The organism is Sphingomonas sp. CCH9-F2 (assembly GCF_001556735.1).
Lineage (GTDB): Bacteria > Pseudomonadota > Alphaproteobacteria > Sphingomonadales > Sphingomonadaceae > Sphingomonas > Sphingomonas ginsenosidimutans.
Map to the genome: position 1 here is coordinate 1 of NZ_LSJO01000478.1, position 24,156 is coordinate 24,156.

At 68.4% G+C, this 24,156-nt stretch carries 25 protein-coding genes; 6 read left to right on the forward strand and 19 right to left on the reverse strand.

The window, feature by feature from the left end:
* Window positions 1-544: ATP-binding cassette domain-containing protein (locus AX685_RS13500; protein ID WP_066489534.1), on the forward strand; the 544-nt coding region annotated here is incomplete at its 5' end.
* A gap of 7 nt (window positions 545-551) precedes the next feature.
* Here the strand turns inward: AX685_RS13500 and AX685_RS13505 are convergent.
* The 10 genes from AX685_RS13505 to AX685_RS13550 all read right to left on the reverse strand — a co-directional run bounded on the left by AX685_RS13505 (window position 552) and on the right by AX685_RS13550 (window position 9,899).
* Window positions 552-830, reverse strand: coding sequence for a hypothetical protein (locus AX685_RS13505; RefSeq protein ID WP_231738872.1), 279 nt, complete (start codon window positions 828-830; stop codon window positions 552-554).
* Between the two features lie 38 nt (window positions 831-868).
* A complete protein-coding gene (locus AX685_RS13510) occupies window positions 869-1,855 on the reverse strand; it encodes a chemotaxis protein CheB (RefSeq protein WP_231738875.1) in 987 nt (328 codons plus the stop codon).
* 75 nt (window positions 1,856-1,930) lie between these two features.
* The gene (locus AX685_RS13515; RefSeq protein WP_066489537.1) at window positions 1,931-2,392 is read right to left on the reverse strand and encodes a chemotaxis protein CheW; all 462 of its coding nucleotides are present in this window, start codon (window positions 2,390-2,392) and stop codon (window positions 1,931-1,933) included.
* Window positions 2,393-2,403: 11 nt separating this feature from the next.
* On the reverse strand, window positions 2,404-2,778 hold the full coding sequence (locus AX685_RS13520; protein WP_066489543.1) for a response regulator: 375 nt from the start codon (window positions 2,776-2,778) through the stop codon (window positions 2,404-2,406).
* A 35-nt stretch (window positions 2,779-2,813) separates the two neighbouring features.
* Window positions 2,814-3,365 carry a chemotaxis protein CheD gene (locus AX685_RS13525; RefSeq protein ID WP_066489592.1) on the reverse strand — a complete coding sequence of 184 codons (552 nt, stop codon included), beginning with the start codon at window positions 3,363-3,365 and terminating at the stop codon, window positions 2,814-2,816.
* Entirely contained in the window at window positions 3,362-4,402 is a 1,041-nt protein-coding gene (locus AX685_RS13530) for a protein-glutamate methylesterase/protein-glutamine glutaminase (protein ID WP_066489545.1), read from the reverse strand. Before AX685_RS13530 ends, AX685_RS13525 begins: the two co-directional genes overlap by 4 nt.
* Window positions 4,399-5,271, reverse strand: coding sequence for a CheR family methyltransferase (locus AX685_RS13535; protein WP_066489547.1), 873 nt, complete (start codon window positions 5,269-5,271; stop codon window positions 4,399-4,401). The genes AX685_RS13530 and AX685_RS13535 overlap by 4 nt, the downstream gene beginning before the upstream one ends.
* Window positions 5,268-7,667, reverse strand: coding sequence for a chemotaxis protein CheW (locus AX685_RS23170; protein WP_231738879.1), 2,400 nt, complete (start codon window positions 7,665-7,667; stop codon window positions 5,268-5,270). The genes AX685_RS13535 and AX685_RS23170 overlap by 4 nt, the downstream gene beginning before the upstream one ends.
* Window positions 7,668-7,689: 22 nt before the next feature.
* Complete coding sequence (cysK, locus tag AX685_RS13545) at window positions 7,690-8,610, reverse strand: cysteine synthase A (protein ID WP_066489549.1); 921 nt, start codon at window positions 8,608-8,610, stop codon at window positions 7,690-7,692.
* Window positions 8,607-9,899 (reverse strand): MFS transporter, encoded by a 1,293-nt coding sequence (locus AX685_RS13550; protein ID WP_066489552.1) that lies wholly within the window; start codon window positions 9,897-9,899, stop codon window positions 8,607-8,609. The genes cysK and AX685_RS13550 overlap by 4 nt, the downstream gene beginning before the upstream one ends.
* A 114-nt stretch (window positions 9,900-10,013) precedes the next feature.
* On the opposite strand from AX685_RS13550, the gene pdhA reads away from it, so the two are divergent.
* Together pdhA and AX685_RS13560 are read left to right on the forward strand one after the other, a co-directional pair.
* The gene (pdhA, locus tag AX685_RS13555) at window positions 10,014-11,087 is read left to right on the forward strand and encodes a pyruvate dehydrogenase (acetyl-transferring) E1 component subunit alpha (RefSeq protein ID WP_066489555.1); all 1,074 of its coding nucleotides are present in this window, start codon (window positions 10,014-10,016) and stop codon (window positions 11,085-11,087) included.
* 1 nt (window position 11,088) lies between these two features.
* Window positions 11,089-12,516 (forward strand): pyruvate dehydrogenase complex E1 component subunit beta, encoded by a 1,428-nt coding sequence (locus AX685_RS13560; protein WP_066489557.1) that lies wholly within the window; start codon window positions 11,089-11,091, stop codon window positions 12,514-12,516.
* 73 nt (window positions 12,517-12,589) lie between these two features.
* On the opposite strand, the gene AX685_RS13565 is transcribed toward AX685_RS13560, so the two are convergent.
* From AX685_RS13565 to AX685_RS13575, 3 genes are read right to left on the reverse strand one after another with little or no spacing between them, the layout of a single operon-like run.
* Window positions 12,590-13,294 (reverse strand): TadE family protein, encoded by a 705-nt coding sequence (locus AX685_RS13565; protein ID WP_066489559.1) that lies wholly within the window; start codon window positions 13,292-13,294, stop codon window positions 12,590-12,592.
* Complete coding sequence (locus tag AX685_RS13570; protein ID WP_066489562.1) at window positions 13,285-13,878, reverse strand: TadE/TadG family type IV pilus assembly protein; 594 nt, start codon at window positions 13,876-13,878, stop codon at window positions 13,285-13,287. Before AX685_RS13570 ends, AX685_RS13565 begins: the two co-directional genes overlap by 10 nt.
* Window positions 13,875-15,863: a TadE/TadG family type IV pilus assembly protein gene (locus AX685_RS13575; RefSeq protein WP_066489564.1), complete on the reverse strand. Its 1,989-nt coding sequence runs from the start codon at window positions 15,861-15,863 to the stop codon at window positions 13,875-13,877. Before AX685_RS13575 ends, AX685_RS13570 begins: the two co-directional genes overlap by 4 nt.
* Window positions 15,864-15,911: 48 nt before the next feature.
* Between AX685_RS13575 and AX685_RS13580 the strand changes: the two genes are divergently transcribed.
* Both AX685_RS13580 and AX685_RS13585 read left to right on the forward strand, forming a co-directional pair.
* On the forward strand, window positions 15,912-16,589 hold the full coding sequence (locus AX685_RS13580) for a squalene/phytoene synthase family protein (protein ID WP_231738882.1): 678 nt from the start codon (window positions 15,912-15,914) through the stop codon (window positions 16,587-16,589).
* 53 nt (window positions 16,590-16,642) lie between these two features.
* Window positions 16,643-17,116 carry an EF-hand domain-containing protein gene (locus AX685_RS13585; protein WP_066489594.1) on the forward strand — a complete coding sequence of 158 codons (474 nt, stop codon included), beginning with the start codon at window positions 16,643-16,645 and terminating at the stop codon, window positions 17,114-17,116.
* A gap of 119 nt (window positions 17,117-17,235) precedes the next feature.
* Here AX685_RS13585 and trmFO read toward each other — a convergent pair whose 3' ends face one another.
* Window positions 17,236-18,546: a methylenetetrahydrofolate--tRNA-(uracil(54)-C(5))-methyltransferase (FADH(2)-oxidizing) TrmFO gene (trmFO, locus tag AX685_RS13590; protein ID WP_066489572.1), complete on the reverse strand. Its 1,311-nt coding sequence runs from the start codon at window positions 18,544-18,546 to the stop codon at window positions 17,236-17,238.
* A gap of 89 nt (window positions 18,547-18,635) precedes the next feature.
* Between trmFO and AX685_RS13595 the strand changes: the two genes are divergently transcribed.
* Window positions 18,636-19,067 carry a DUF488 domain-containing protein gene (locus tag AX685_RS13595; RefSeq protein WP_066489575.1) on the forward strand — a complete coding sequence of 144 codons (432 nt, stop codon included), beginning with the start codon at window positions 18,636-18,638 and terminating at the stop codon, window positions 19,065-19,067.
* 93 nt (window positions 19,068-19,160) lie between these two features.
* Here AX685_RS13595 and AX685_RS13600 read toward each other — a convergent pair whose 3' ends face one another.
* From AX685_RS13600 to AX685_RS13620, 5 genes are all read right to left on the reverse strand, one after another.
* Window positions 19,161-19,520, reverse strand: a complete 360-nt coding sequence (locus AX685_RS13600; protein WP_331710172.1) for a DUF952 domain-containing protein — start codon at window positions 19,518-19,520, stop codon at window positions 19,161-19,163.
* On the reverse strand, window positions 19,517-22,285 hold the full coding sequence (gene gyrA, locus AX685_RS13605; protein ID WP_066489581.1) for a DNA gyrase subunit A: 2,769 nt from the start codon (window positions 22,283-22,285) through the stop codon (window positions 19,517-19,519). The genes AX685_RS13600 and gyrA overlap by 4 nt, the downstream gene beginning before the upstream one ends.
* Before the next feature lie 105 nt (window positions 22,286-22,390).
* On the reverse strand, window positions 22,391-22,693 hold the full coding sequence (locus AX685_RS13610; RefSeq protein WP_066489583.1) for a hypothetical protein: 303 nt from the start codon (window positions 22,691-22,693) through the stop codon (window positions 22,391-22,393).
* Between the two features lie 111 nt (window positions 22,694-22,804).
* On the reverse strand, window positions 22,805-23,461 hold the full coding sequence (locus AX685_RS13615) for an SDR family NAD(P)-dependent oxidoreductase (protein ID WP_066489586.1): 657 nt from the start codon (window positions 23,459-23,461) through the stop codon (window positions 22,805-22,807).
* Window positions 23,461-24,156: YaaA family protein (locus tag AX685_RS13620; RefSeq protein WP_066489589.1), on the reverse strand; the 696-nt coding region annotated here is incomplete at its 5' end. The genes AX685_RS13620 and AX685_RS13615, both read right to left, overlap by 1 nt.

Here is a 24,156-nt window from a genome sequence, read left to right on the forward strand (position 1 = left end):
CGGCGACGGGCTGACCGTGCTGGTCGGCGCGTCGGGCGCGGGCAAGACCAGCCTGCTGGACATGATCGCCGGGCTGCTGCGTCCGGCGCGCGGTCATATCCGCGTGGACGGCCGAGCCCTGTTCGATGCCGGCGCGGGCATAGACCTGCCGCCGGAGCGCAGGAATGTCGGCTATGTCTTTCAGGACGCGCGACTGTTCCCGCACCGCCGCGTGCGCGCCAACCTGTTGTACGGCGCCCGCGACGATCGCCGGCTGGACGCCGTGGCGCGCGTGCTGGACATCGCCGCACTGCTCGATCGCTGGCCGCGCTCACTGTCCGGCGGGGAGGCGCGGCGCGTCGCGATCGGTCGCGCCTTACTCAGCGAACCGGCGTTCCTGCTGCTCGACGAGCCGCTGTCGTCGCTCGACCCCGCGCGGCGCGAAGAGGCGATGCGCGCGATCGAGCGCGTGCGCGATGCGCGCGAGGTGCCGATCCTGATGGTCACGCACGACCGCGCCGAGGCGGAGCGGCTGGGCGACCGCATCATCCCGATCGGCGTCTGACCGCGCGTCAGGCGTCCGCGCCCGTGGTGCCGTCCAGCGCGCCGCGCAGCCGAACCGCCATGTCCTCCAGCGTGACGCGGCCCGCATTGGCGGTGATCTCGTCCGGCGCGCGCAGCAGGTCGGCGATCGCCAGCTGCATCTGCGTGACATGATCGATCGCCTGGAGGCTGGCCATATGCCGGCGCAGCGTGTCGCCATCGCTGCCCAGGTCATAGGCCAGGTCGCCCAGGATGTTCGACGCGCGCACCAGTTCCTCCGCCAGCGCCTGGACCAGCGTGCGGGGCATCGCGGCGTCCTTGGGGTGAAAGGCGCTGCCCATGGCGGTTACTTGCTGCACATCTTCAGGACGCCGGCCGCCAGCGCGTCGGTGGCCACCGGCTGCGACACCAGCCCGCGCGTCAGGTTGAACCCGCCGCCCTCTGCCGGGGCGAAGGCATAGCCGCCCGCCGCCGACAGCGCCTTCAGTCCCCCGGCGCCGTCTTCATTGGCATCCAGCAGCAGCACGCCGACCGCGTTGGTCGCGGCAGCCTTCGCGGCCGAGGCGAACAGCAGCGAGATCGACGGCCGTTCCCCGGCCACCGGATCGCGCGCCAGCAGCCGCAGCGACCCCGACGGCCACTGGTCGATCACCAGATGCGCATCGGCGGCGGGCGCCAGGTAGATCGTGCCCTGTTCCAGCGCCATGCCCTCCGCGGCGATCACCACCTTGGGCGCGACCTGCTCGGCCAGCTTCTCGGCCATGCTCTCGACCAGCCCCGGCCCCAGATGCTGGACGACCACGGTCGGCGGGCAATTGGCGGGGAAGGCGCCGAACAGGTCGAACAGCCCCTTGGTGCTCGACGCATCGCCGCCGACCAGCAGCAGGCGGCCGTTCCAGTCGATCGGCGCGATGCGCGCCGCCGGCTTGGCGGCCTTGGGCGGCTTCATGTCGGCCTTCTTGGCGGCCTTCAGCCGCTTGGCGAGCTTGGCAATCGCGTCCAATTCCGCTGGCGCGGCGACGCGCGGCTTGGGGAAGCAATCCAGCGCGCCCAGCCGCAGCGCCTCGATCGATTCCGCCGCGCCCTCCTGCGTCCGGGTGGAGAACATGATGACGGGCATCGGCTTCGTCTCCATGATCTCCGCCAGGTAATCGAGGCCGCTCATGCCCGGCATCTCGACGTCCAGCGTCATCACGTCGGGATGCGCCGATTCCACCAGCGACCGCGCTTCGGCGGCGCCGTCCGCCATGCCGACCACCTCTACCCCGGGGATCCGCTCCAGCGCGCCGGAGATGAGCGCGCGCATCGTCAGCGAATCATCGACGACCAACACCCTAGTTCCGGCCATGGCTCAACCTGCTCCTGAATTTACGCGGTTACTGTTGATAACAAGGAGTTTGTACGACGATCAGGCGGCATCCGCCAGCGTCACCCGCTCCACCAGCCGCTCCAGCGCGAGGATCAGGATCAGCCGCTCGTCGATCGTCGCCAGCCCGTCCAGGAACTGCGCCGCCGCCGCGTCGCCCATGTCGGGCAGCGGCTGCATGTCGTCCGCCGACACCGACACGATGTCGTTGACCGCATCGACGATGACGCCCTGCAACTGATCACCGATCCGCACCACGATGATGACGTGGCGCGCGCTCGGCTCGGTCATGCCCCAGCCCAGGCGATAGCGCAGGTCCAGCACCGGCAGCACCACGCCGCGCAGGTTCACGACGCCGCGGACATATTCGGGCACGTTGGGCAGCGGCGTCGCCGGCGACCAGGCGCGAATCTCGCGGATCGCCATGATGTCCACGCCCAGATACTGGTCGCCCAGCTGGAAGGTGATGAGCTGGCGCGAGGCGGTGTTGGTTTCCACGGTCATGGTGCGGTTCCTCAGTGCAGCACGCGCCGGATCGCGGCGGCAAGCTTTTCGGGGTGGAAGGGTTTGACGATCCAGCCGGTGGCGCCGGCACGGCGCGCGCGCTGCTTCTTCTCGTCCGAGCTTTCGGTGGTCAGGACCAAGATCGGCAGCGTGCGGTTCCCTTCGTCACGCAGATGCTCGATCAGGCCGAAACCATCCATGCGGGGCATGTTGATGTCGGTGATGAGCAGGTCCGGCTCTTCGCCCGGCTGGAAATCCGCCAGGGTTTCGAGCGCGTGGACACCGTCCTCGGCCTCGATCACATGGTATCCCAGATCGGTCAGCGCGGCGCGCAGCAGCATTCTCATGCTGGGCGAATCGTCCACGGTCATGATCGTCTTGGTCACGGTATGCGGCTCCCTGGCAGGGTGAGAGGTGGTCATCAGAAAAACTCGACGTCGCCCAGCGCGGCCGGCGGCGGCGCGACGGGCACGGGACGAATGACGGCGGGCGGCGGTGCGTCGTTGACGACGCGGCACCGGGCCAGGCCCAGCGCGGCACGGAATTCGACGCGGCGCGCACCGGTTCCGCCGACATCCTCGCCGACCAGCGGGATCCGCTCGTCCGCCAGGAAACGGCGCGCGAAGGCAATGTTCGCCCCGCCGATGTCCTTGAAACCGCGATGCATCGTCGCACCTCCGAAAATCCGTGCCTTCATGCGGTGTCGTACCGCACCCATCGACAACATTTCGTTGATGAGCACTTCCATCGCATAAACGCCGTATCGCTGCATCGAGGCGGCGTCGGTCGCCTGCCCCTCCGCCAGCAGATAGTGGTTGATGCCGCCGATCTTCGCGACCGGATCGTAGAAACAGGCCGCGACGCAGCTGCCCAGCACGGTGGTGAGCACCACGTCGGCATCGCGGCTGACGCGGGTTTCGCCCTGCGCCACGGTCAGGCGGCGCAGGCCGTCCTGGCGGGTCAGCGCGTTCATGCGCGGCATTCCTGCAGCAGCCGCGCCGCGATCCGGCGCAGCGGCAGCTGCTGTGTCACCGCGCCGATGCGGTGCGCGACGGCGGGCATGCCATAAACGACGCTGGTCGCCTCGTCCTGGCCGATGGTGATCGACCCGCGATCGCGCATCGCCTTCATCCCTTCGGCACCGTCGCCGCCCATCCCGGTCAGGATCGCGCCGACCGCATCCGCACCGGCGACTCGCGCCACCGAGTGGAACAACTGGTCGACCGACGGCTGATGCCCGCTGACCCGTGGGCCGGGGACCAGCCGGCAGTGGCGTTTCAGCCCTCCGGCGATCTCCAGATGCTTGTCGCCGCCGGGCGCGAGATAGATCTTGCCCGGAACCAGCGGCGCACCCGCGCGCGCTTCCTCCACCGACGGCCGGCACAGCCGGTCGAGTCGCGCGGCGAAACTGGCGGTGAAGCTGGGCGGCATGTGCTGCACGATCACGGTCGGCGGGCAATTGGCCGGAAAGCCGGTCAGCAGTTCGATCAGCGCCTCGACCCCGCCGGTCGATGCGCCGACTGCGATCATCGCGCCCTCGCGCGGGCGATATTCGGCGGCCTCGGCCGGTGCCGACGGGGCGCTGGCCGGCGCGGCCATCGGCATCGGGCGGACCATGCGGTTCTTGGTCGCGGATGCGGCGCGCACCAGCCCGGGCAGGCGGATCGCATCGGCCTGGTTGCGCAGCGTCAGCTTGTCGAAACAGTCGAACGCGCCCAGTTCCAGCGCGGCGATGCTCGCTTCCGCGCCCTCGGACGTCAGCGTGGAGAGCATCACGACCGGGGTCGGCCGCAGCCGCATCAGCCGCTCCAGGAAGTCCAGCCCGCTCAGCCCCGGCATCTCGATATCGAGGGTGAGGACGTCAGGGTCCAGCTCCTTGATCTTGGCGCGCGCCTCGTCGGCGCTGGCGGCGGTGCCGACCACCTCAATCGCGGGATCGGCGGACAGGGTCCGGCAGATCAGCGCCTGCATGGTGATGGAATCGTCGACGACCAGGGCACGAACGCTCATGCGGAGACTTTCAGGTAAGCGGTGCGGCCGACGCATTCGAAGCGCCGGGCGACCTCGGGAGCGAGGCGTTCGGAATGGCCGATGTACAGCATCCCGCCGACCTCCAGCTTGTCCGCAAGCCGCGACTGGAGTCGCGCCTTGGTCGGATCGTCGAAATAGATCATGACGTTGCGGCAGAAGATCGTGTCGAACCGCGTCTTGATCGGCCAGTCGCCGAGCAGGTTGAGCGGCAGGAACGAAATCGCCTCCGTCAGCAGCGGATCGACCGACAGCGCATCGCTCGTGCCGCGCACCCAGGCGGAGCGCAGCGCCGACGGCACCGTGCGCAGCGTCGCCGCCGCATAGCGGCCGGCGCGCGCGGTTTCGAGGACGCTGGGCGACACGTCGGTCGCCAGCAGCTTGAAATCGCGCTTCAGCAGCCGCTGCGCCGCCGCCTTGTCGGTGCCCAGCGCTGCCATCAGCCACGTATAGGGCTCTTCCCCGCTGGAGCAGGCCGCCGACCACAGCCGCACGCGGCCGCCGTTGTTCAGCCGCTCGACCAGCCCGGGCCACATCCGTTCGACGAAATCGTCGAAATGGTGGTTCTCGCGGAAGAAGCTGGTGTGGTTGGTGGTCAGCGAATCGAGCGCGCGGCCCCGTTCGGCCTCGTCCCGCTCGATCAGCTTAACATAGTCGCCGACCGAGGTGAGGCCGCAGGCGCGGACCCGCGGGGCGAGCCGGCCGTACACCAGCTGCGCCTTGCCTTCGGGCAGCAGGATGCCCAGCTCGTCATAGACCATGGTCGCGATCGCGCGATGGTCTTGCGGCTCGAACCCGAACTCGCGCACGGGTGGCGGCGGGGCCGCCGGAAGGGTGGCGCCGCGGTTCACGCGGCGTGCGCCAGGACCGGGCGCGGCGCGCGGACACGGCGCGCCGTCAGCGCATCGACATCGATGATGAGCGCGACGCGGCCGTCACCTAGGATGGTGGCACCGGCCAGCCCGTCGATCGCCTGGTAATTGGCCTCCAGGCTCTTGACGACGACCTGGCGCTGGTCCTGGATCGTGTCGACCAGCAGCGCGGCCTGACCCTGTGCGCCCTCGACGACGATCAGCACCGCCTTGCCCGGATCGCGCTCGCCCTGGTTGATGCCCAGCTGCTCGCCGACCGGGTAGATCGGCACATACGATCCGCGCACGTCCAGCACCGCGCCGTCCGGGCCGATCGCCGTCACCGCGCGGTCGCTGGGCCGCAGGCTTTCGACGATGTGGCTCAGCGGGATGACATAGGTCTGGTCGCCAACCGTCACGATCATTCCGTCGACCACCGCCAGCGTCAGCGGCAGGCTGAGCGAGAAGCTGGAGCCCTGGCCCAGCTTCGAATGGATGCCGATGCGCCCGCCCAGTGCCTGGACGTTCTTGCGCACCACGTCCATACCCACCCCGCGGCCGGAGATGTTCGAGACGGTGGACGCCGTCGAGAAGCCGGGCGCGAAGATCAGGTTGTCGATCTCCTCGTCGCTCAGCGCCGCGTCGGGGGCGATGATGCCGCGTTCGATCGCCTTGGCGCGCACGCGGGTGCGATCGATGCCGCGCCCGTCGTCGGCGACGGTGATGACGATCCGGCCGGACTGGTGCGCGGCCGACAGCCGCACGACGCCCTCGGACGGCTTGCCCGCGGCGGCGCGTTCTTCGGTCGTTTCCAGCCCGTGGTCGACGGCGTTGCGGATCAGATGGGTCAGCGGCTCGCCGATGCGTTCGACCACGGTCTTGTCGACCTCGGTCATCTCGCCCTCGATCTCCAGCCGCACGCGCTTGCCGGTTTCGCCTTCCAACTCGCGGATGATGCGCGGGACGCGGCTGAACACGGTCTTCATCGGCTGCGCGCGGATCGCCATCGTCGATTCCTGCAGCTCGCGCGTCAGGTGGTCGAGGTCGGTCAGTTCGGGCACGCCGCCCATGTCGTTGCACGACAATCGCTGCGCCAGCATCGCCTGGGTGATCACCAGCTCGCCCACCAGGTTGACCAGCCGGTCCAGCTTGTCGAGATCGACGCGGATCGTCTGCGCGACCACCGGCGCCGCGGCCGCGGGAGCCGGGGCAGGGGCGGGCGCCGGCTTGGCGGTGACGCGCCCGCGCATGCATTGCGTGGCCTGTCCGCGCGGGAATTGCTGGCAGTTCCACAGCATCCGGTCGAACCCGCCGTCACGATCCCGCAGATAGCTGAAGCCCATCGCCTGATACTGCTGCGGCGACATCATCATCGACGCGGGGATCAGCCGCTGGTCGATCCACCCCATGACCTTGCAGCGCGGTCGGTCGGCGCAGGTGCGTTGCGCCACCGCCGCGAACTCGTCCGGCCGGCGCGCGTCCAGCAATACGAAATAGGTGTCGGGTGCGTCCGCCAGCGCGCGCGGCGCCGCGCCGACCGCCACCTCACCCGAAAGCGCCCCGTCGCCCGCCGCCACTGGCAGGCCGTCCAGATACGGCGCCGCGGCCGCCAGCGCGGTCGCCGCCTCGTCCAGCGCGCCGCCCAGCTTGTGAGCATCGGACACCCCGGCCAGCTTCGCGACGACCGGTTCGGCCGACGACACGTCGCGCCGGAACGCCGCGGGCGTCCCCCACCAGCCGGTCCAGCGGAAGAACAGATGCGTGTGCACTTCCGCGATCTTGTCCAGGCTGGCGCTCCAGTACGGCACCACCCAGTCGGTATGGTAATGCGTGGCATAGCCGACCGGCGCGAACACCGCGCCCTTCAGCGCGTCGGCGGCGATGCGCCGCGCGCGATCCCATGCCGGCGGCGAGGGGATGCGCGCCAGCGCGCCGTCGCAGGTGAAGGTGAACTGGCAGCCGGTCGTCCGCTCCGCCCCCTGGAACACCACGCCGCACACCGTCTTGGGAAAGGCCGGGTGGCGCAGCCGGTTGAGCACCACCTGCACCACCGCGCGTTCGCCGACCGCGTCGTCTCCCGCTTCGTACCACGCCGCCGCGGCCAGGCAATCGGTGGCGCGCGCGCGCTGCGCGTCGTCGCCGACGAAGCGGAACGGGCGCGCGGCGGGGTTCGGCCCGCGCACGAACGGGATGCTGGCGTTGTAGGCGCGCGCGTCCTGCGGGGTCAGGTCCTGCAACTCGACCGGCTCGACGTCGGGTAGCTCGGTGGGCGCGACGACGCGTTGCGGGCGCTTCACCTTCGCCGCGATCGGGCGCGGCACCGCCGGCGCGTGCGACACCACCATCACGGGCAACGCAAGTGCGAGCGCCGCGATCCCGGACAGGACCGCGCGCACCCTCCAGCTCATATGGGTCAGATCAGCTCTCCGGCAGGAAATCCGGCACCGACAGGTAACGCTCGCCGGTGTCGTAGTTGAAGCCCAGCACGCGCGCGTCCTCGGGCAGGTCGGGCAGCTTCTGGAGGATCGCCGCCAGCGTCGCACCGGATGAGATGCCGACCAGCATCCCTTCCTCGCGCGCGGCGCGGCGCGCCATGTCCTTGGCCACCGCGGCATCCACCTCGATCACGCCGTCCAGCGCCTGGGTGTGCAGGTTGGCGGGGATGAAGCCCGCGCCGATGCCCTGGATCGGGTGCGGCCCGGGCTGACCGCCGGAAATGACCGGCGATGCCTGCGGCTCGACCGCGAAGACCTTCAGGTCCGGCCATTCCTTCTTCAGCGTCTCGGCGACGCCGGTGATGTGGCCACCGGTGCCCACGCCGGTGATGATGACGTCGATCGGCGTGTCGCGGAAATCGTTCAGGATCTCCTGCGCGGTGGTGCGGACGTGGACGTCGACGTTGGCGGGGTTCTCGAACTGCTGCGGCATCCACGCGCCGTCGGTCTGCTCGACCAGCTCCAGCGCGCGCTCGATCGCGCCCTTCATGCCCTTCTCGCGCGGGGTCAGGTCGAACTCGGCGCCATAAGCCAGCATCAGGCGGCGGCGCTCCAGGCTCATGCTTTCGGGCATCACCAGCACCAGCTTGTAGCCCTTCACCGCGGCGACCATCGCCAGCCCGATGCCGGTGTTGCCGCTGGTCGGCTCGATGATCGTGCCGCCGGGCTTCAGCTCGCCCGATGCCTCGGCCGCCTCGATCATCGCCAGCGCGATGCGATCCTTGATCGAGCCGCCGGGATTGCCGCGTTCCGACTTGATCCACACTTCCGATCCGGGGAACAGCTTGCGGACGCGGATATGCGGGGTGTTGCCGATCGTCTCCAGGATGGTCTGGGCCTTCATGGCTGCGCTACTCCGTGCAGTGGTTCGTGTTCGGGCATGGCAGGCGGATCAAACGTCCGCGCGCGCTTGAGTTCCGGGAACAGATACGCCCAGACGAGCGTGATGGCGATGGCCCCGACACCGCCGACGACGACCGCGCCGACCGGCCCGAGCAGCGATGCCATCAGCCCGCTTTCCGCCTCGCCCAGTTCATTCGATGCCGAAATCGTTAGCTGCGACACCGCGCTCACCCGCCCGCGCATCGCATCGGGGGTATGCAGCTGGATCAGCGAGGTGCGCACATAGACGGATACCATGTCCGCGCCCCCCGCGACGATCAGCGCGACCAGGCTGACCCAGAAGGACGTCGACAGGCCGAATGTCAGGATCGCCAGGCCGAACACCACCACCGACACCAGCATCTTGACGCCGACGTTGCTGGTCATCGGGCGGAAGGAGAAGAAGATCGCGGTCGTCGCCGCGCCGATCCCCATGCCCGCCGCCAGGAACCCCAGCCCGCTGGCGCCGACGTGCAGGATATCGCGGGCATAGATCGGCAGCAGCGCGGTCGCCCCCGCCAGCAGCACCGCGAACAGGTCCAGCGTGATCGCCGCCAGCACCAGCCGGTTGCGCCGCACGTAGGAAAAACCGTCGAGGATACGCTGCAACGGGCGGCGGTCCTTCTGCGCCGGCGGCTGTGGCACCGGGCCGATCAGGAACATCAGCCCCAGCGCGACCGCCAGCAGTGCGGAGATGGTGGCATAGGCGACGTCGGGGTGGATCGCGAACAGCAGCCCGCCGACACTCGGCCCCGCGATCGTCCCCGTTTGCCATGCGATCGAGGAGATCGCGATAGCGGTCGGCAGGCTCTCCTTGGGCACCAGATTGGGGGCGAGCGCGGAATAGGCCGGGCCGGCAAAGGCGCGCGCCACCCCCACCAGCACCGCAGCCAGGAACAGGAACGGCAGCGTCAACAGCCCCGCCCAGGTCAGGATGCCGAGCACCGCGGCATTGGCGACCAGCAGCGCCGTGGTGCCGCGGATGATCCAGCGCCGGTCGACGCTGTCGGCCACCAGCCCAACCAGCGGGGTCAGGACGAACAGGGGCACGAACTGTATCAGCCCGATCAGCCCCAGCATGAACGCGGCCTGCCGGATGTCCATCGTCGTGCGCGCGATGCCGTATACCTGCCATCCGATGATGATCGCCTGCGCGCTGATCGCGATCGTCCCGGAGAAGCGCGACAGCCAATAGGCGCGGAAGTTCGCGATCCGCAGCGGATGCACGGCGGGGGCGGGGGTCCGGTCCATCTGCCGCCGGCCTAGACCCGTGCCGAAACCCTTGCAAGTCGGTGGGGTTTGCAGTCTGCCGCGTGCCGCGACTATAGGCGCGCATCTCCCCAAGGAAACGAGGTTACGTCCATCGTGGCAAAAGCCCCCGCCCGCACCCAGCCAGCCGGCCCCGCAACGCCGCCAGCGGCCGATCCGACGAAGTCGAATCGCGAACGCCCCGCCGATCCGTCGCCCTATGCGGCGTCGAAGGAGGAGCTGCTGAAATTCTACGAGGACATGCTCCTCATCCGCCGGTTCGAGGAGAAGGCCGGGCAGCTGTACGGCCTGGGCCTGATCGGCGGCTTCTGCCACCTGTACATCGGGCAGGAAGCGGTCGCGGTCGGCCTGCAATCGGCGCTGACCGATAAGGATTCGGTCATCACCGGCTATCGCGACCACGGCCACATGCTGTTGTGCGGGATCCCGCCCAAGGACGTCATGGCCGAGTTGACGGGGCGCCAGGCCGGCATCTCGAAGGGCAAGGGCGGCTCGATGCACATGTTCAGTGTCGAGCATAAGTTCTACGGCGGCCACGGCATCGTCGGCGCGCAGGTGTCGCTCGGCGCCGGGCTGGCGTTCAGCCACAAGTACAATGGCGACGGCGGGGTGTGCCTGGCCTATTTCGGCGACGGCGCCGCCAACCAGGGGCAGGTGTACGAAAGCTTCAACATGGCCGAGCTGTGGAAGCTCCCGATCATCTTCGTGATCGAGAACAACCAATACGCCATGGGCACCAGCGTCAACCGCGCCTCGTCCGAGGACCAGCTGTATCGTCGCGGCGAAAGCTTCCGCATCCCCGGCCTGCAGATCGACGGCATGGACGTGCTGGCGGCCCGCGGCGCGGCGGAGGAGGCGCTGGCGTGGGTGCGCGCCGGCAAGGGGCCGATCATCCTGGAGATGAAGACCTATCGCTATCGCGGCCATTCGATGTCCGACCCGGCGAAATACCGCTCGCGCGACGAAGTTCAGGCGGTCCGCGACAAGTCCGACCCGATCGAGCATGTCAAGAAGCTGCTGATCGACGACCATGGCACCAAGGAAGACGAACTGAAGGCGATCGAGCAGACGATCCGCAAGCAGGTCAACGAAGCGGCCGATTTTGCCGAGAGCACGCCGGAGCCGGAGCCGGCGGAACTGTATACCGACGTTCTGGTGGAGAAGTACTGAGATGGCGATCGACATCAAGATGCCGGCGCTGTCGCCCACGATGGAGGAGGGCACGCTCGCCAAGTGGCTCGTCAAGGAAGGCGACACGGTGAAGTCCGGCGACATCATGGCCGAGATCGAGACCGACAAGGCCACGATGGAATTCGAGGCGGTCGACGAGGGCGTCGTCGCGAAGATCCTTGTCGCCGAGGGGACCGACGGCGTGAAAGTCGGCGAGGTCATCATGCAGCTCGCCGGTGAGGGTGAGGACGCGTCCGCCGCCGCTTCCGCCGCGACCAAGGACGATTCGCCTGCGCCCGAGGCCAAGGCGGACGAGAAGAAGCCCGACGCGGTCGAGGACTCGGCGCACCCGGCGCAGGAGAAGGTCGAAACCGGCGCGCGCCAGATGTTCGAGGCCGCGCGCCACGACGCTGAGGTGTCCGATCCCGCGATTCCGGCCGGCACCGAGATGGTCAAGCAGACGCTGCGCGAGGCGCTGCGCGATGCGATGGCCGAGGAAATGCGCGCCGACGAGCGCGTGTTCGTGATGGGCGAGGAAGTCGCGCAATATCAGGGTGCGTACAAGGTCACGCAGGGCCTGCTCGACGAATTCGGCGACAAGCGCGTCATCGACACGCCGATCACCGAATATGGCTTTGCGGGCGTCGGCACGGGCGCGGCGATGGGCGGGCTGCGCCCGATCGTCGAGTTCATGACCTTCAACTTCGCGATGCAGGCGATCGACCACATCATCAATTCGGCCGCGAAGACCAACTACATGTCGGGCGGTCAGATGCGCTGCCCGATCGTGTTCCGCGGCCCCAACGGCGCGGCCAGCCGCGTCGGCGCGCAGCATTCGCAGAATTACGGCCCGTGGTATGCCTCCGTTCCAGGGCTGATTGTGATCGCGCCCTATGACGCGGCCGATGCCAAGGGGTTGCTGAAGGCGGCGATCCGCACGCAGGATCCGGTCGTCTTTCTCGAAAACGAGCTGCTCTATGGCCGCACGTTCGAGGTGCCGAAGCTCGACGACTGGGTGCTGCCGATCGGCAAGGCGCGGATCATGCGCGAGGGCCGTGACGTGACGATCGTCAGCTATTCGATCGGTGTCGGGCTGGCGCTGGAGGCGGCAGACAAGCTGGCGGGCGAGGGGATCGAGGCGGAAGTCGTCGACCTGCGCACGCTGCGCCCGCTCGACAAGGCGACCGTGCTCAAGAGCCTGGCCAAGACCAACCGCCTGGTGGTGGTCGAGGAGGGCTGGCCGACCTGCTCGATCGCCTCGGAAATCGCGGCGATCGCGATGGAGGAGGGGTTCGACGACCTCGACGCGCCGGTGTTGCGCGTCACCAACGAGGACGTGCCGCTGCCCTATGCCGCCAACCTGGAGAAGCTGGCGCTGGTGTCGGCGGACAAGGTGATCGCGGCGGTGAAGAAGGTCTGCTACCGCTGACCGGCCCTGCGGCGTTCCGGCGCCGCGGATGACATGGCGCCCCGGCGGTCCGCACCGCCGGGGCGTCGTCATGTCATTCGGTGTACAGGTTGCAGGTCATCGGCGCTGCCTGCGGTGCCGGATTGGTGATCCCCGATTGCAGTTCGCGGCTGTCGCGCACGACGAACGATGCATTGGAGCTGAGCTTCGTCTTGGCGACAAACATCGCCGGGATCAGCGGGCGGTATTCATAGTTGATCTCGACATACATCACCGCCGACGCCGGCGGCGCGGTGATCCGCGCGCTTGCCGGCCCGACGCCCGGAAAGCCGTTCCCGGACACCCCCATCGTGTCGTTATATTGCGAATCCCAACCGGCACCGCGGCGCTTGCCCAGGCAACGCTGCCAGTGGATCCACTGTCCCCCGTCGCTGTTCTGCTCCAGGCTGGTCAGCGTCACGCGGGCCTGTTCGCCCAGGTTAAGCTGTGGCGTCTGCAGCCGCAGCCCCTGAAAGATGTCGTTGACGTCGACCTCGCGCAGCTGCTGCGTGCCCACGCTGGTATCCAGACCCACGCGCGAGGCATTGTCCGCCAGGCTCAGCGCCGCCTGGCTCAGCCGCATCTGCGTCACCGCATAGAAGGACAGGTCGGTTCCTGTCAGCCCCAGCGGCACCACGATCGGCAGCGCCAGCGCGAATTCCAGGAAGGCAACGCCGCTACGCGACCGCGACAGCCGGCGCAGCAGGCGGCGGGCGCGAAGCAGCCGCATCCGGGCGTGGCGGCGATCGATCAACTGCATATCTGCTGCACCGGGCTGACGGTCTGCGTGCCGAACGGCTGGTTCTTGAAGACCGTAGTGGACGATAGTGCGACATCGTTCGATATCACGCCGCGCATCGGGATCAGCGGGAATGGCTGGCTGTAGGCGACGTGCGCGGTATAGACCGTAATGTCGTTGGGGCCGCCGATCGTGCTGATCACCGGATCGGTATCCCAGATGCCGTTGTGGTTGACGTCGTCGAAACATTCGCCGGGATCGCGTAGATGATTGCCGTTGGCGTCAACGAACCGCTCGGGCGCGATTGCCGAAAAGCTGCTGTAGCTCTTCTGGTCATGCGTCACACTTGCCTGCGGCATCACCGCGCGCACCATCGCCGTCACCTTGTCGTGAATCGCGTCGACCGACGCCTGGGTGCCTCCCTCCAGCGTCAGGTCGCGGCCGGCGCGCTGCACCGCCCCGGTCAGCACCGACTGGACGTAGACCTGGAAACACAGATCGAACAGCGAGAACAGCATCAGCAGCATGACCGGCAGCAGCAGCGCGAACTCGATGATCGTCGCGCCGCGCCGGTCGCGCGCCAGCCGCGGAAACCCGCCCCTCACTTCGACACCCGCAGGCGCGCAATCTGTGTCGCGATGTTGCGGAACGAATCGTTGAGAGCACCGGCGTCGTTGGCCTGGAACGCCTTCCCCTCGTTGGCGCAGTTCGACAGCATCGTGTTCAGCGAGGTGCCGTAGGCGATCACCCAGACCGTCATTCCCTTGCGCTTGGCTTCGGTGCACAGCGCGCCCAGTCGATTGGCGACGATCGTGTTCTGATCGCTGTCGCTAGGCGTGCTGGCGGTGCTGGTGCGGCGGCGATCGAGCGCCGACAGGCCATAGGCGTCGTACACGCCGGCCCGCGTGTCCGTGCCACCGTCGGTCATGAAGATGATGTGGCGGTCGATGTCGCCGCCGTTGGGGGCGCTGGTGTTATCGCCGGCGAAGATGCCGCTCTTCGACAGCAGCCGCGCCCCCCACACGAAACCGATGTCGTGATAGGTGTACCCGCGCGGCTGGAGGCTGTTGAGATAGGTGTTCAGGTCGCTGCGCGTTATGCCGTTCAGGCGCCGCGCCGCCGTCGGGCAAGCGGCGTTGTCATAGTAATTCCACAGCCCCTGGGTGTTCGAATTCGACGGCCAGTCGGGATAGTACCAGTTGTTCATCCCCTTGCGGGTGTAGACCAGCCGGGGAAGGAACGGCTTCCACTGCGTTTCGGGGCGCGCCGGATCGGGCACCATGTCGATGTTCATGTCGTAAGCGTCTTCGGGGATCGACGGATAGGTCGTCTGCCGCACCGTCTGGCGTTCCTCGATGCACGCGTTTGCGGCGTTCCAGGTGACGGTGACATTGCCCTGCGTGTCGCTGAACATCGGATAGGTCACGACCCCGCCCACCACCGCCCCGTCGGTGCCGACCGCCTTGAACCCCGAAACCGGAAACTCGACAGGCTTGTAGATCCAGCTGTAGGTGGGGTTGGACGTCGTCGTGCAGTTCGTGGTGCAAGGCTTTTCCGTGCGAGTGCGGGTCTGGACGTAATTGTTCCAGACGCGCTTGGTGATCGTGCACAGTCCGCCGGAGAAGGAGGAGCTGTATTGCGTGCCGTTGATCGTCTGCGTCTGTTCGTACACCTTGGTAGTGCCGTCCTGACTGATCAGCTTCTCGACGGTCGGGCTGGAGAAATTCTCGTTTGCGGGCGTCGGGCACGATTCGCCGCGGGACGAGGACGTGGTGGTCACCACCGACCCGGACGTGTTCTTCCAACCGGAATAGCTGTTGTCGGTGGTGCGCGTGGTGCTACCGCCGGGGGTGCTGCCATTTTGTACGCGCGACTGATAGGTCCAACGGTCCACGAGCCATTCGGGCCGCAGCAGCGTACCGACGTTGACCGTGCTGGAATAAGGGACGAAGCCATAGCGCACCCGCGTCGTCGCGCGTTTCGCCGCCTCGATCGTGTCGTAGAAGCTGAGCACCGCTGTGCGCAGCCCGGCGATCTTGCTCACCGTATCGCCGGGGTTGGTGTCACCCATCGACCCGGTGGTGTCGAGGACGAACATGATGTCGAGGTTCGGGATCTCCAGTTTGGCCTGGCACGACACGTTCAGCGTGATCGGCCGGGCGCCGACCACCGCGCTCAGCGTCATCGGCACGGTCGTGGCCGCGACGCCGCGCACCTGCCCGTCCGACAGCACCGACGGGGTGAAGCTGGTCGTCTCTGCGCCGAACATGCCGTCGCGGAAGTTGTTGTTGAAGAATTCGTTGGCGCGCGCGGTCGAGGCACTGTCCAGCGTCTGGCCGGTCATGAACTTGCGCCCCGCCAGCGCGCCGGCGTCGCACGCCTGCTGCAACCGACTCTTGACGTAGTACAGCCGCGCCATGTCCATCGCCGAACCCGCCACCGCGATCAGCGGGATCAGGGCAAACGCCATGATCGCCAGCGTATTGGCAGCCTGGTTGCGGCCCAGGCGGCTCAGGAAACCGGCGGTCTGCGCCTTGCGGCCAAACAGGAACTGCAGCATGTCCTTCGTCGCGCCTCGCATCGTCAGCATGCCGCGATACGGGCTTCTGGATAACAATTGGTTTAGTGGCGCATGCCCTTGACGACCGAAGATCTTTTCCAGCCGGATGGCGTGGCCGAACGGGCGCTGGCGCTATCCTACGCCGATGGGCGCCATCGCGCGGCGCTCGAGTCGCTGCTCGCGCTCGACGATGCGTTGGCGCAGGTGCTGCGCACCACCACCACGCCGGCGGTCGGGCAATTGCGGCTGGCGTGGTGGCGCGAGGCACTGGCCGCGCTCGACCACGCACCGCCCCCCGCGCAACCGGTGCTGGAGCGGCTGGCCGCCCACCTGCTGCGCCATGACGTCACCGGCGCGATGCTGGTTCCGATCGTCCACGGCTGGGAGGTGCTGGTCGAGGAAGAGGTGCTGGGCGCCCCCGCGATCGCGCGCTATGCTGCGGGCCGCGCGCAGCTGTTCGTCGTCGCGGGCCGCCTGTGGGGCCACGCTGACGATCCCCGGCTGGACGCCGCCGGGCGGGGCTGGGCGCTGGCCGACCTGTCGCGCCACCTGAGCCGCCCGGATGACGCCGCGGAGGCGAAACGGCAGGCGCAAGCCGCCTTCGCCTCCGTCGCGGACGGCGCGCGCTGGCCCACCGCGCTGCGCAGCCTCGGCGCGCTGGCGCGGTCCGCACGGCTGGATCTGGATGGCCGCGATCCTGCGGGGCACCCGCGCCGTGCCGCGCGCCTGTTGTGGCATCGCCTGACCGGGCGTTGACGCTGGCGTCGCACGTCGCCTAGCCATTGGCGGTCGGGCAGGGGGCTATGGGCATGTGGCGTTATCTGGTGGGCGGTATCGGCGGCGTGGCGATGGTTGCCGGTGGCTGGCTGATGTGGAGCGGCGCGGCGCCATCGGCGCATGGCGTCACCGCTCTGTCCTCGCCGGCGATGGCCGCGACCACCGCGCCGGCGCCGCAGGATGCGCCCGCCGTGCTGCCCGAGGCGCCCGAGCGATCGCGCGAGCAGAAGCAGTTCGACCGCTATGACAAGGATCGCGACGCGCGGATCACGCGCGAGGAATATCTGGCGTCACGGCGCAAGGCGTTCGCGAAGCTCGATACCGACGGCGACGGGCGGCTGTCGTTCGACGAATGGTCGATCAAGACCCGCGAGCGCTTCGCCACCGCCGACCGCGATCGTTCCGGCACGCTGACCGCCGCCGAATTCGCCACCACCGCGTCCAAGCGCAAGGCGCCGCGCCCCGCCTGTCGCTGCCCCGAAGCGCCGCCGGTGGCTGACGACTAGAGCGGGATTCACCCTCAACCCCGTATCGAAGCACTGCCCTTCGACACGCCGTTTCGGCGTCGCGCAACGGCTCCGCCGGGCGAACGGAGGCGTCCGCCCAACCCCGGCGCCCCTCCGGCTTACGCCGCCAGCCACTCCGACAGCGCCGCGCGCGCGCGGTCGGTGTACATCTTCTTGCGATCGGCCTTCTTCGTGCGGCCCGGGATCGGCGGGAACAGCCCGAAATTGACGTTCATCGGCTGGTACGTCTCCGCCTCCGCCGCGCCGGTGATATGCGTCAGCAGCGCCCCAAGCGCGGTTTCCACCGGCGGCGGCGCCAACGTCCGCCCGGTCAGTTCCGCCGCGGCGAACCGCCCCGCGATCAGCCCGATCGACGCGCTTTCGATATAGCCTTCGCACCCCGTGATCTGCCCCGCGAAGCGCACATTGGGCCGCGAGCGCAGCCGTAGCGTGGCGTCGAGCAGTTCGGGGGAACGCAGGAAGGTGTTGCGGTGCAATCCGCCCAGCCGCGCGAATTCCGCCTTCTCCAGTCCGGGGATGGTGCGGAACAGCCGCACCTGCTCGGCATGTTTCAGCTTCGTCTGGAACCCGACGATGTTCCACAGCGTGCCGTGGGCATTGTCCTGGCGCAGCTGCACCGCGGCATAGGGCCAGCGTCCGGTGCGCGGATCGTCCAGCCCGACACCCTTCATCGGGCCGAAGCGCAATGTTTCCACCCCGCGTTCCGCCATTACCTCGATCGGCATGCAGCCTTCGAAATAGGGGACGTTCTCCCACTCACGATATTCGGTCTTCTCGCCGGCAATCAGCGCCGCGACGAAGGCGTGATACTGTTCCTTATCCAGCGGGCAGTTGATGTAATCGGTGCCGTCGCCCTTGCCCCAGCGCGACTGGAACCAGGTGACGTCCATGTCGATCGTGTCGCGGTGGACGATCGGCGCGATCGCATCGAAGAAGGCGAGCGCGTCCTTGCCGGTTTCCTGCGCGATACTGTCGGACAGCGCCGGCGCGGTCAGCGGCCCGGTCGCGATGATCGCCGGCCCCTCCGGCAGCGTGTCGATCCGCTCCCGCACGATCGTGATATTCGGATGGTCGGCGATCGCGGCGGTGACCCCCGCCGAAAAGCCGTCGCGATCCACCGCCAGCGCGCTGCCCGCGGGCACGCGATGCCGGTCGCCCTCGCGCATGATGAGCGAGCCGAGCGCCCTCATCTCCTGATGCAGCAGGCCCACCGCATTGCTGTCCGCGTCGTCGGACCGGAAGCTGTTCGAACACACCAGTTCGGCCAGGCTGTCGCCGTGATGCGCCGGCGTCATCTCGCCCGCCCCGCGCATTTCCGACAGCCGCACCGTCAGCCCCGCCTCCGCCAGCTGCCAAGCGGCCTCCGAACCGGCGAGCCCGCCGCCGATCACCTGAATGTCATATGTCATCCGCGCGGCTCTACGGCGCGGCCGGGATGCGGGCAACCGCGGCGGCCCGGTGGTCTTCCTTTATGCGCCAGCCTCCCCATGTCGGATCGATGACGATCTATACCATCGGCTACGAAGCCACCACGATGGCCGAGTTCATCGCCGCGCTGCACCGCGCGGGCGTGCGGCGCGTCATCGACGTGCGCGCACTGCCGCTGTCGCGCCGCCCCGGCTTCTCCAAGTCCACGCTCGCCGCCTCGCTGGCGGAGGCCGGGATCGGCTACGTCCACCTCAAGGCCCTCGGCACCCCCAAGCGCGGCCGCGACGCGGCGAAGAAGGGCGACGTGGCGACGCTGACGCAAGTGTACGATGCGCAGCTGGAGCTGCCCGAAGCGCAGGCGCAGGCCGCGCAGATGCTGGCGCTGGCCGACGAAATGCCCAGCGTACTGCTCTGCTACGAATGCGACCCGTGCCACTGCCACCGGACGTTGCTGTTGCAGGCGGTGGGCGAGGGCCGGGAGGTCGTCGACCTCTACGCCTGACCGGCAGCAAACGTCATCCCGGCGAAAGCTGCGATCTCCCGCGATAGCGCACGACCACCGCAGAAGGCCCCAACCTAGGCTGGAGTGCCGCCCTTACCCCGCCACCGGCAACCGCACCGTACCGTCAGCGTCGCGCATCAGCGGGCCGTAGGCGATCGCAGTTTCCAACAGCATCGGCGCGTAGAGGTGCGGGAACAGCTGACCGCCGCGCGACGGTTGCCAGCGGATCGCGTCGCCATGCGCAGCCAGGTCCACCGCCACGACGTGCAGGTCGTGCTGCCCGGCGAAATGCTTGTCGACCGTCTCGGTCAACTGCGCGGCGGTGGACAAATGGATGTAGCCGTCCGCGACGTCGATCGGAGCGCCCCTGAAGGTGCCGTCGCGCTGCAACGCCGCCATCTGCTCGGCCGTCAGCACCTTGTACGCGGTCAGCGGGCGTTCGGCGGCAGTCACTGCCCGTCCTCAGGCCCGGCGGCGGCGTCGTCGCCGATCGTCGCGCCGTCGTCGGGTGCGGTCAGCGTGTCGCCGGTCAGTTCCTGCGCCACCAGTTCCTCGGCCGCATCCTCGGGTTCCGGCTCCTCGTCGATCCGCGCGGCGGACACGACATGTTCGTCGTTGGCGACGTTGAACAGCCGCACGCCGGCCGAGCCGCGGCCGATCACGCGCAGCGAGGCGAGCGGCATGCGGATCATCTTCGCCTGATCCGTGACGAGCATCAACTGCTCCGCCTTGGTCGACGGGAAGCTGGCGACGACAGGGCCGTTACGCGCGATATTGTCGATATTGGTGATGCCCTGCCCACCACGCCCGGTGCGGCGATATTCGTAGGCGGAACTGATCTTGCCATAACCGTTGGCGCAGACCGTCAGGATGAACTGCTCGCGCGCGCGCAGCCGCTCGAAATCGAGCGCGTCCATCGTCAACTCGCCGTCGCGTTCCTTCCAGGGGGCGTTGCGCAGATAGGTTTCGCGCAATTCGGCGTCGGCATCGACGCGGTGCAGCACCGACAGCGAGATCACCTCGTCCCCGCCCTTCAGCGCGATGCCGCGCACGCCGGTGGAATTGCGGCTCTGGAATTCGCGCACCTCGTCCGCGGCGAAGCGGATCGCCTTGCCGCTGCGCGTCGCCAGCAGCACGTCGTCGCCCTCGTCCAGCAGCGCGACGCCGATCAGCCGGTCGTCGGCGTCCTCGCCTTCGAACTTCATCGCGATCTTGCCGTTCGACGGCACGTTGGTGAACGCATCCATGCTGTTGCGCCGCACCGATCCCTTGGCGGTGGCGAACATGACGTGCAGCTTGCCCCAGTCGGCCTCGTCTTCCGGCAGCGGCAGGACGGTGGAGATCGTCTCCCCCTGTTCCAGCGGCAAGAGGTTGATCATCGGCCGCCCGCGCGTCGCCGGCCCGCCTTCGGGCAGGCGCCACACCTTCATGCGGTACACCCGGCCCAGGGTGGAGAAGAACAGCACCGGCGTGTGCGTCGAAGTGACGAACAGCTTGGTGACCACGTCCTCGTCCTTGGTCGCCATCGCGCTGCGGCCCTTGCCGCCGCGCGCCTGCGCACGAAAGGCGTCGAGCGGGGTGCGCTTGATGTAGCCGGCCATGGTCACCGTGACGACCATGTCCTCGCGCTCGATCAGATCCTCGTCGTCGATGCCGTCCGCCGCGGCGGCGATCTCGGTGCGGCGCGGCGTCGCGAACTGTTCGCGCACGTCGCGGAATTCCTGCCGCATCACCGCGTACAGTTTCACGCGGTCGGACAGGATCGCCAGCAATTCGGCGATCGAATCGGCCAGCGTCTTCAATTCCTCGCCGATCTCGTCGCGGCCCAGCGCGGTCAGGCGGTGCAGGCGCAGATCCAGGATCGCACGCACCTGAATCTCGCTCAGGCGATAGGTGTCGCCGTCATGGTCGGTCTCCAGCGCCTCGACCAGCCGCAGATAGCCGGCGATCTCCGCCACCGGCCATTCGCGCGCCAGCAGCTTCGCGCGCGCCTCCGCCGGGCTGGCGGAACCGCGGATCATCCGCACCACCTCGTCCAGGTTGGTGACCGCGATCACCAGCCCCAGCAATATATGCGCCCGCTCGCGCGCCTTGTTCAGCTCGAACTTGGAACGCCGCGTGATGACCTGTTCGCGGAAGGTGACGAACGCGGCGATGATATCGCGCAGGTTCAGCAGTTCGGGGCGCCCGCCGCGGATCGCCAGCATGTTCGCGGGGAACGATCCTTGCGCCGGGGTGTGGCGCCACAGCTGGTTCAGCACCACCTCCGGCGTCGCTTCGCGCTTCAGGTCGATGACGATCCGCACGCCTTCGCGGTTCGATTCGTCGCGAATGTCGCTGACGCCCTCGATGCGCTTGTCCTTGGCGGCCTCGGCAATCTTCTCGACCAGCGCATTCTTGCCCTGCTGGTACGGGATTTCCGTGAGGACGATCGACGTGCGGTCGCCGCGCCCCGTCTCGATCAGGTGGCGGCTGCGCACGATCACCGATCCGCGCCCGGTTTCATAGGCGGAGCGCGCACCCGCGCGGCCCAGGATGATCGCGCCGGTCGGGAAATCCGGACCGGGGACGATCTCCATCAGTTCCTCGGTCGTGATCGCGCCATTGTCGAGGTACGCAAGGCACGCATCCACCACCTCGCCCAGATTGTGCGGCGGGATGTTGGTGGCCATGCCGACCGCGATGCCGCCCGCGCCGTTGACCAGCAGGTTCGGGAAGCGTGCCGGCAGCACCTGCGGCTCGCGTTCGGAACCGTCGTAGTTCGGCTGGAAATCGACGGTGTCCTTGTCGAGATCCTCCAGCAGGAAATTCGCCGCCTTGGCCAGCCGCGCCTCGGTATAGCGCATCGCGGCGGGCGGATCGGGGTCCATCGAACCGAAGTTGCCCTGGCCGTCGATCAACGGCACGCGCATCGACCAGTCCTGTGTCATGCGCGCCAATGCATCGTAGATCGCGGTGTCGCCGTGCGGGTGGTATTTACCGATCACGTCACCGACGATGCGCGCCGACTTGCGAAAGGGACGGTTGTAGAAGAAGCCGCTTTCGTTGGCGGAAAACAGGATGCGCCGGTGCACCGGCTTCAGCCCGTCGCGCACGTCGGGCAGCGCGCGTGCGACGATCACGCTCATCGCGTAATCCAGGTAACTGGTCTTCATCTCCTCGACGATGGAGATGGGGGCGATATCGGAAGGGTCCGCCACGGCGGTTTCGTCGCTCAACGCTTCGCTTTCGTGTGTGTCAGGTAATCGTACTGCACTAGCGGGGCGTTGCGGCGATGGCCACCCCCGCGCGCGGCGCGTGCGCGGGGGTGGCCCGGGCCGGGATTACTTCCGGCAGGCGGCCTTCGCGGCGTTGCCGGGCTTGCGGCAATCGTAGGTGACGGTCTTGCCCGTGGAAGTCCTGGTCGTGACCATATGGCCCCCCGGCGCGGGGCGGGTCGTGGCGGCCGCGGTGCGGGTCATCACGGTCGCCTTCTTCGCGCCGGTCGGGCTGGTCGTGGTGGTCGTCCGCTGGTGCTGCACGACATGCGCCGCGGCCGGCTTTGCCGGCGTCGTCGCGGCGACCGCCGCACCAGCGGACATCAGCGCGCCGGCGGTGAGAATCGCGAACGGAAGGTTCCTGGTCATCGCATCTGCTCCTGTCAGGGCACCCCTCTCATGGGGATGCCGTGGGGAAGCGTTATCGGCCGCGCCGGTGTTGGCCGCGATGGCCGCGACATGACCGATCGGTCATGTCGGTCAGGCGGGGATCTCCGCGCCGTCCCACGCGAAATGCCGCCCGCTGTCGGTCGGCTTCAACCCGTCGATCACGTCCAGCAGCTGCACCGCCGCGCGGTCGGGCCGGAACAGGTCGCGGCCGGATTGCTGGAACGGCTTCGACAGCCGCGTATCGACCGTGCCGGGGTGTAGCGCCACCACGATGCCGCGGTCGTTGCGGCGCTTGTCCTCGATCGACAGCGTGCGGACCAGCTGGTTCAGCGCCGCCTTCGCCGCGCGATAGCCGTACCAGCCGCCCAGCCGGTTGTCGCCGATGCTGCCGACGCGCGCGGACAGCACCGCGAACACCGACCGCCCGGTACGCGGCATGATCGGCAGGAAATGCTTGGCGACGATCGCCGGGCCGATCGCATTGACCGCATATTGCTCCGCCAGCCATGCCGGATCCAGCTCGCGGATCGACTTTTCCGGCCCGCACCCGTCACGGTGCAGCATCCCGGTGGCGACGATCACCAGCTCGGGCGTACCGACCCGCGCGGCCGCGGCGGCGATCGTCGCCTCGTCGGTCAGGTCCAGGTCGGGGCGCGACAGCCGCACGACGTCGGCGTCTTCCTCCGCCAGCGCATTGGCCAGCGCCGCGCCGATCCCGCCCGACGCGCCGATCACCACCGCGCGCATCACGCCGTCCGCCCGAACGTCCAGCGCGCGTCGTCGCTCGCCCCCGCATCGAAGCGATAGCCGTCGGTGTCGAACCCCTTCATCGCATCGATATCGGTCACGTGATGCTCGACCATCCAGCGCGCCATCATCCCGCGCGCCTTCTTGGCGTGGAAACTGATGAAGCGCCCGTCCGCCTCGCGGAAATCGACCGCGACCACGCGGATGCCGGCGGGCAGCTTGCCCTCGACCGCGTCCCAATATTCCTGGCTGGCCAGGTTCAGGACCGTGCCCGTTCCCTCCGCCGCGACGTCGTGCGCCAGCGCGTCGGCAATGCGCGTGCCCCACCAGTCGGTCAGCTTCCGGTGCCGCGGCGCCCAGCGCGTCCCCATCTCCAGCCGATAGGGCCGCATCCCGTCCAGCGGCCGCAACAGCCCGTACAGCCCGGACAACAGCCGCAGGTGATGCTGCGCAAAGCGTACCGCCGGTTCGTCCAGCGACGCGGCGTCCAGCCCGGTGTAGACGTCGCCGTCAAACGTATAGAGCGCCGGCCGCTCCTCCGCATCGTCGAAGTCGCGGAACCGGTCGGCGTTGAGCTTCGCCAGCGCGGGGGAAATCTTCATCAGCTCGGACAGTCGCTTCTGCGTCAGGTGCGACGCTGCCTTCGCCAGCGTCGCCGCCTCGTCCGCGAACCGCGCGGGGGTGGCGGGGAAGGG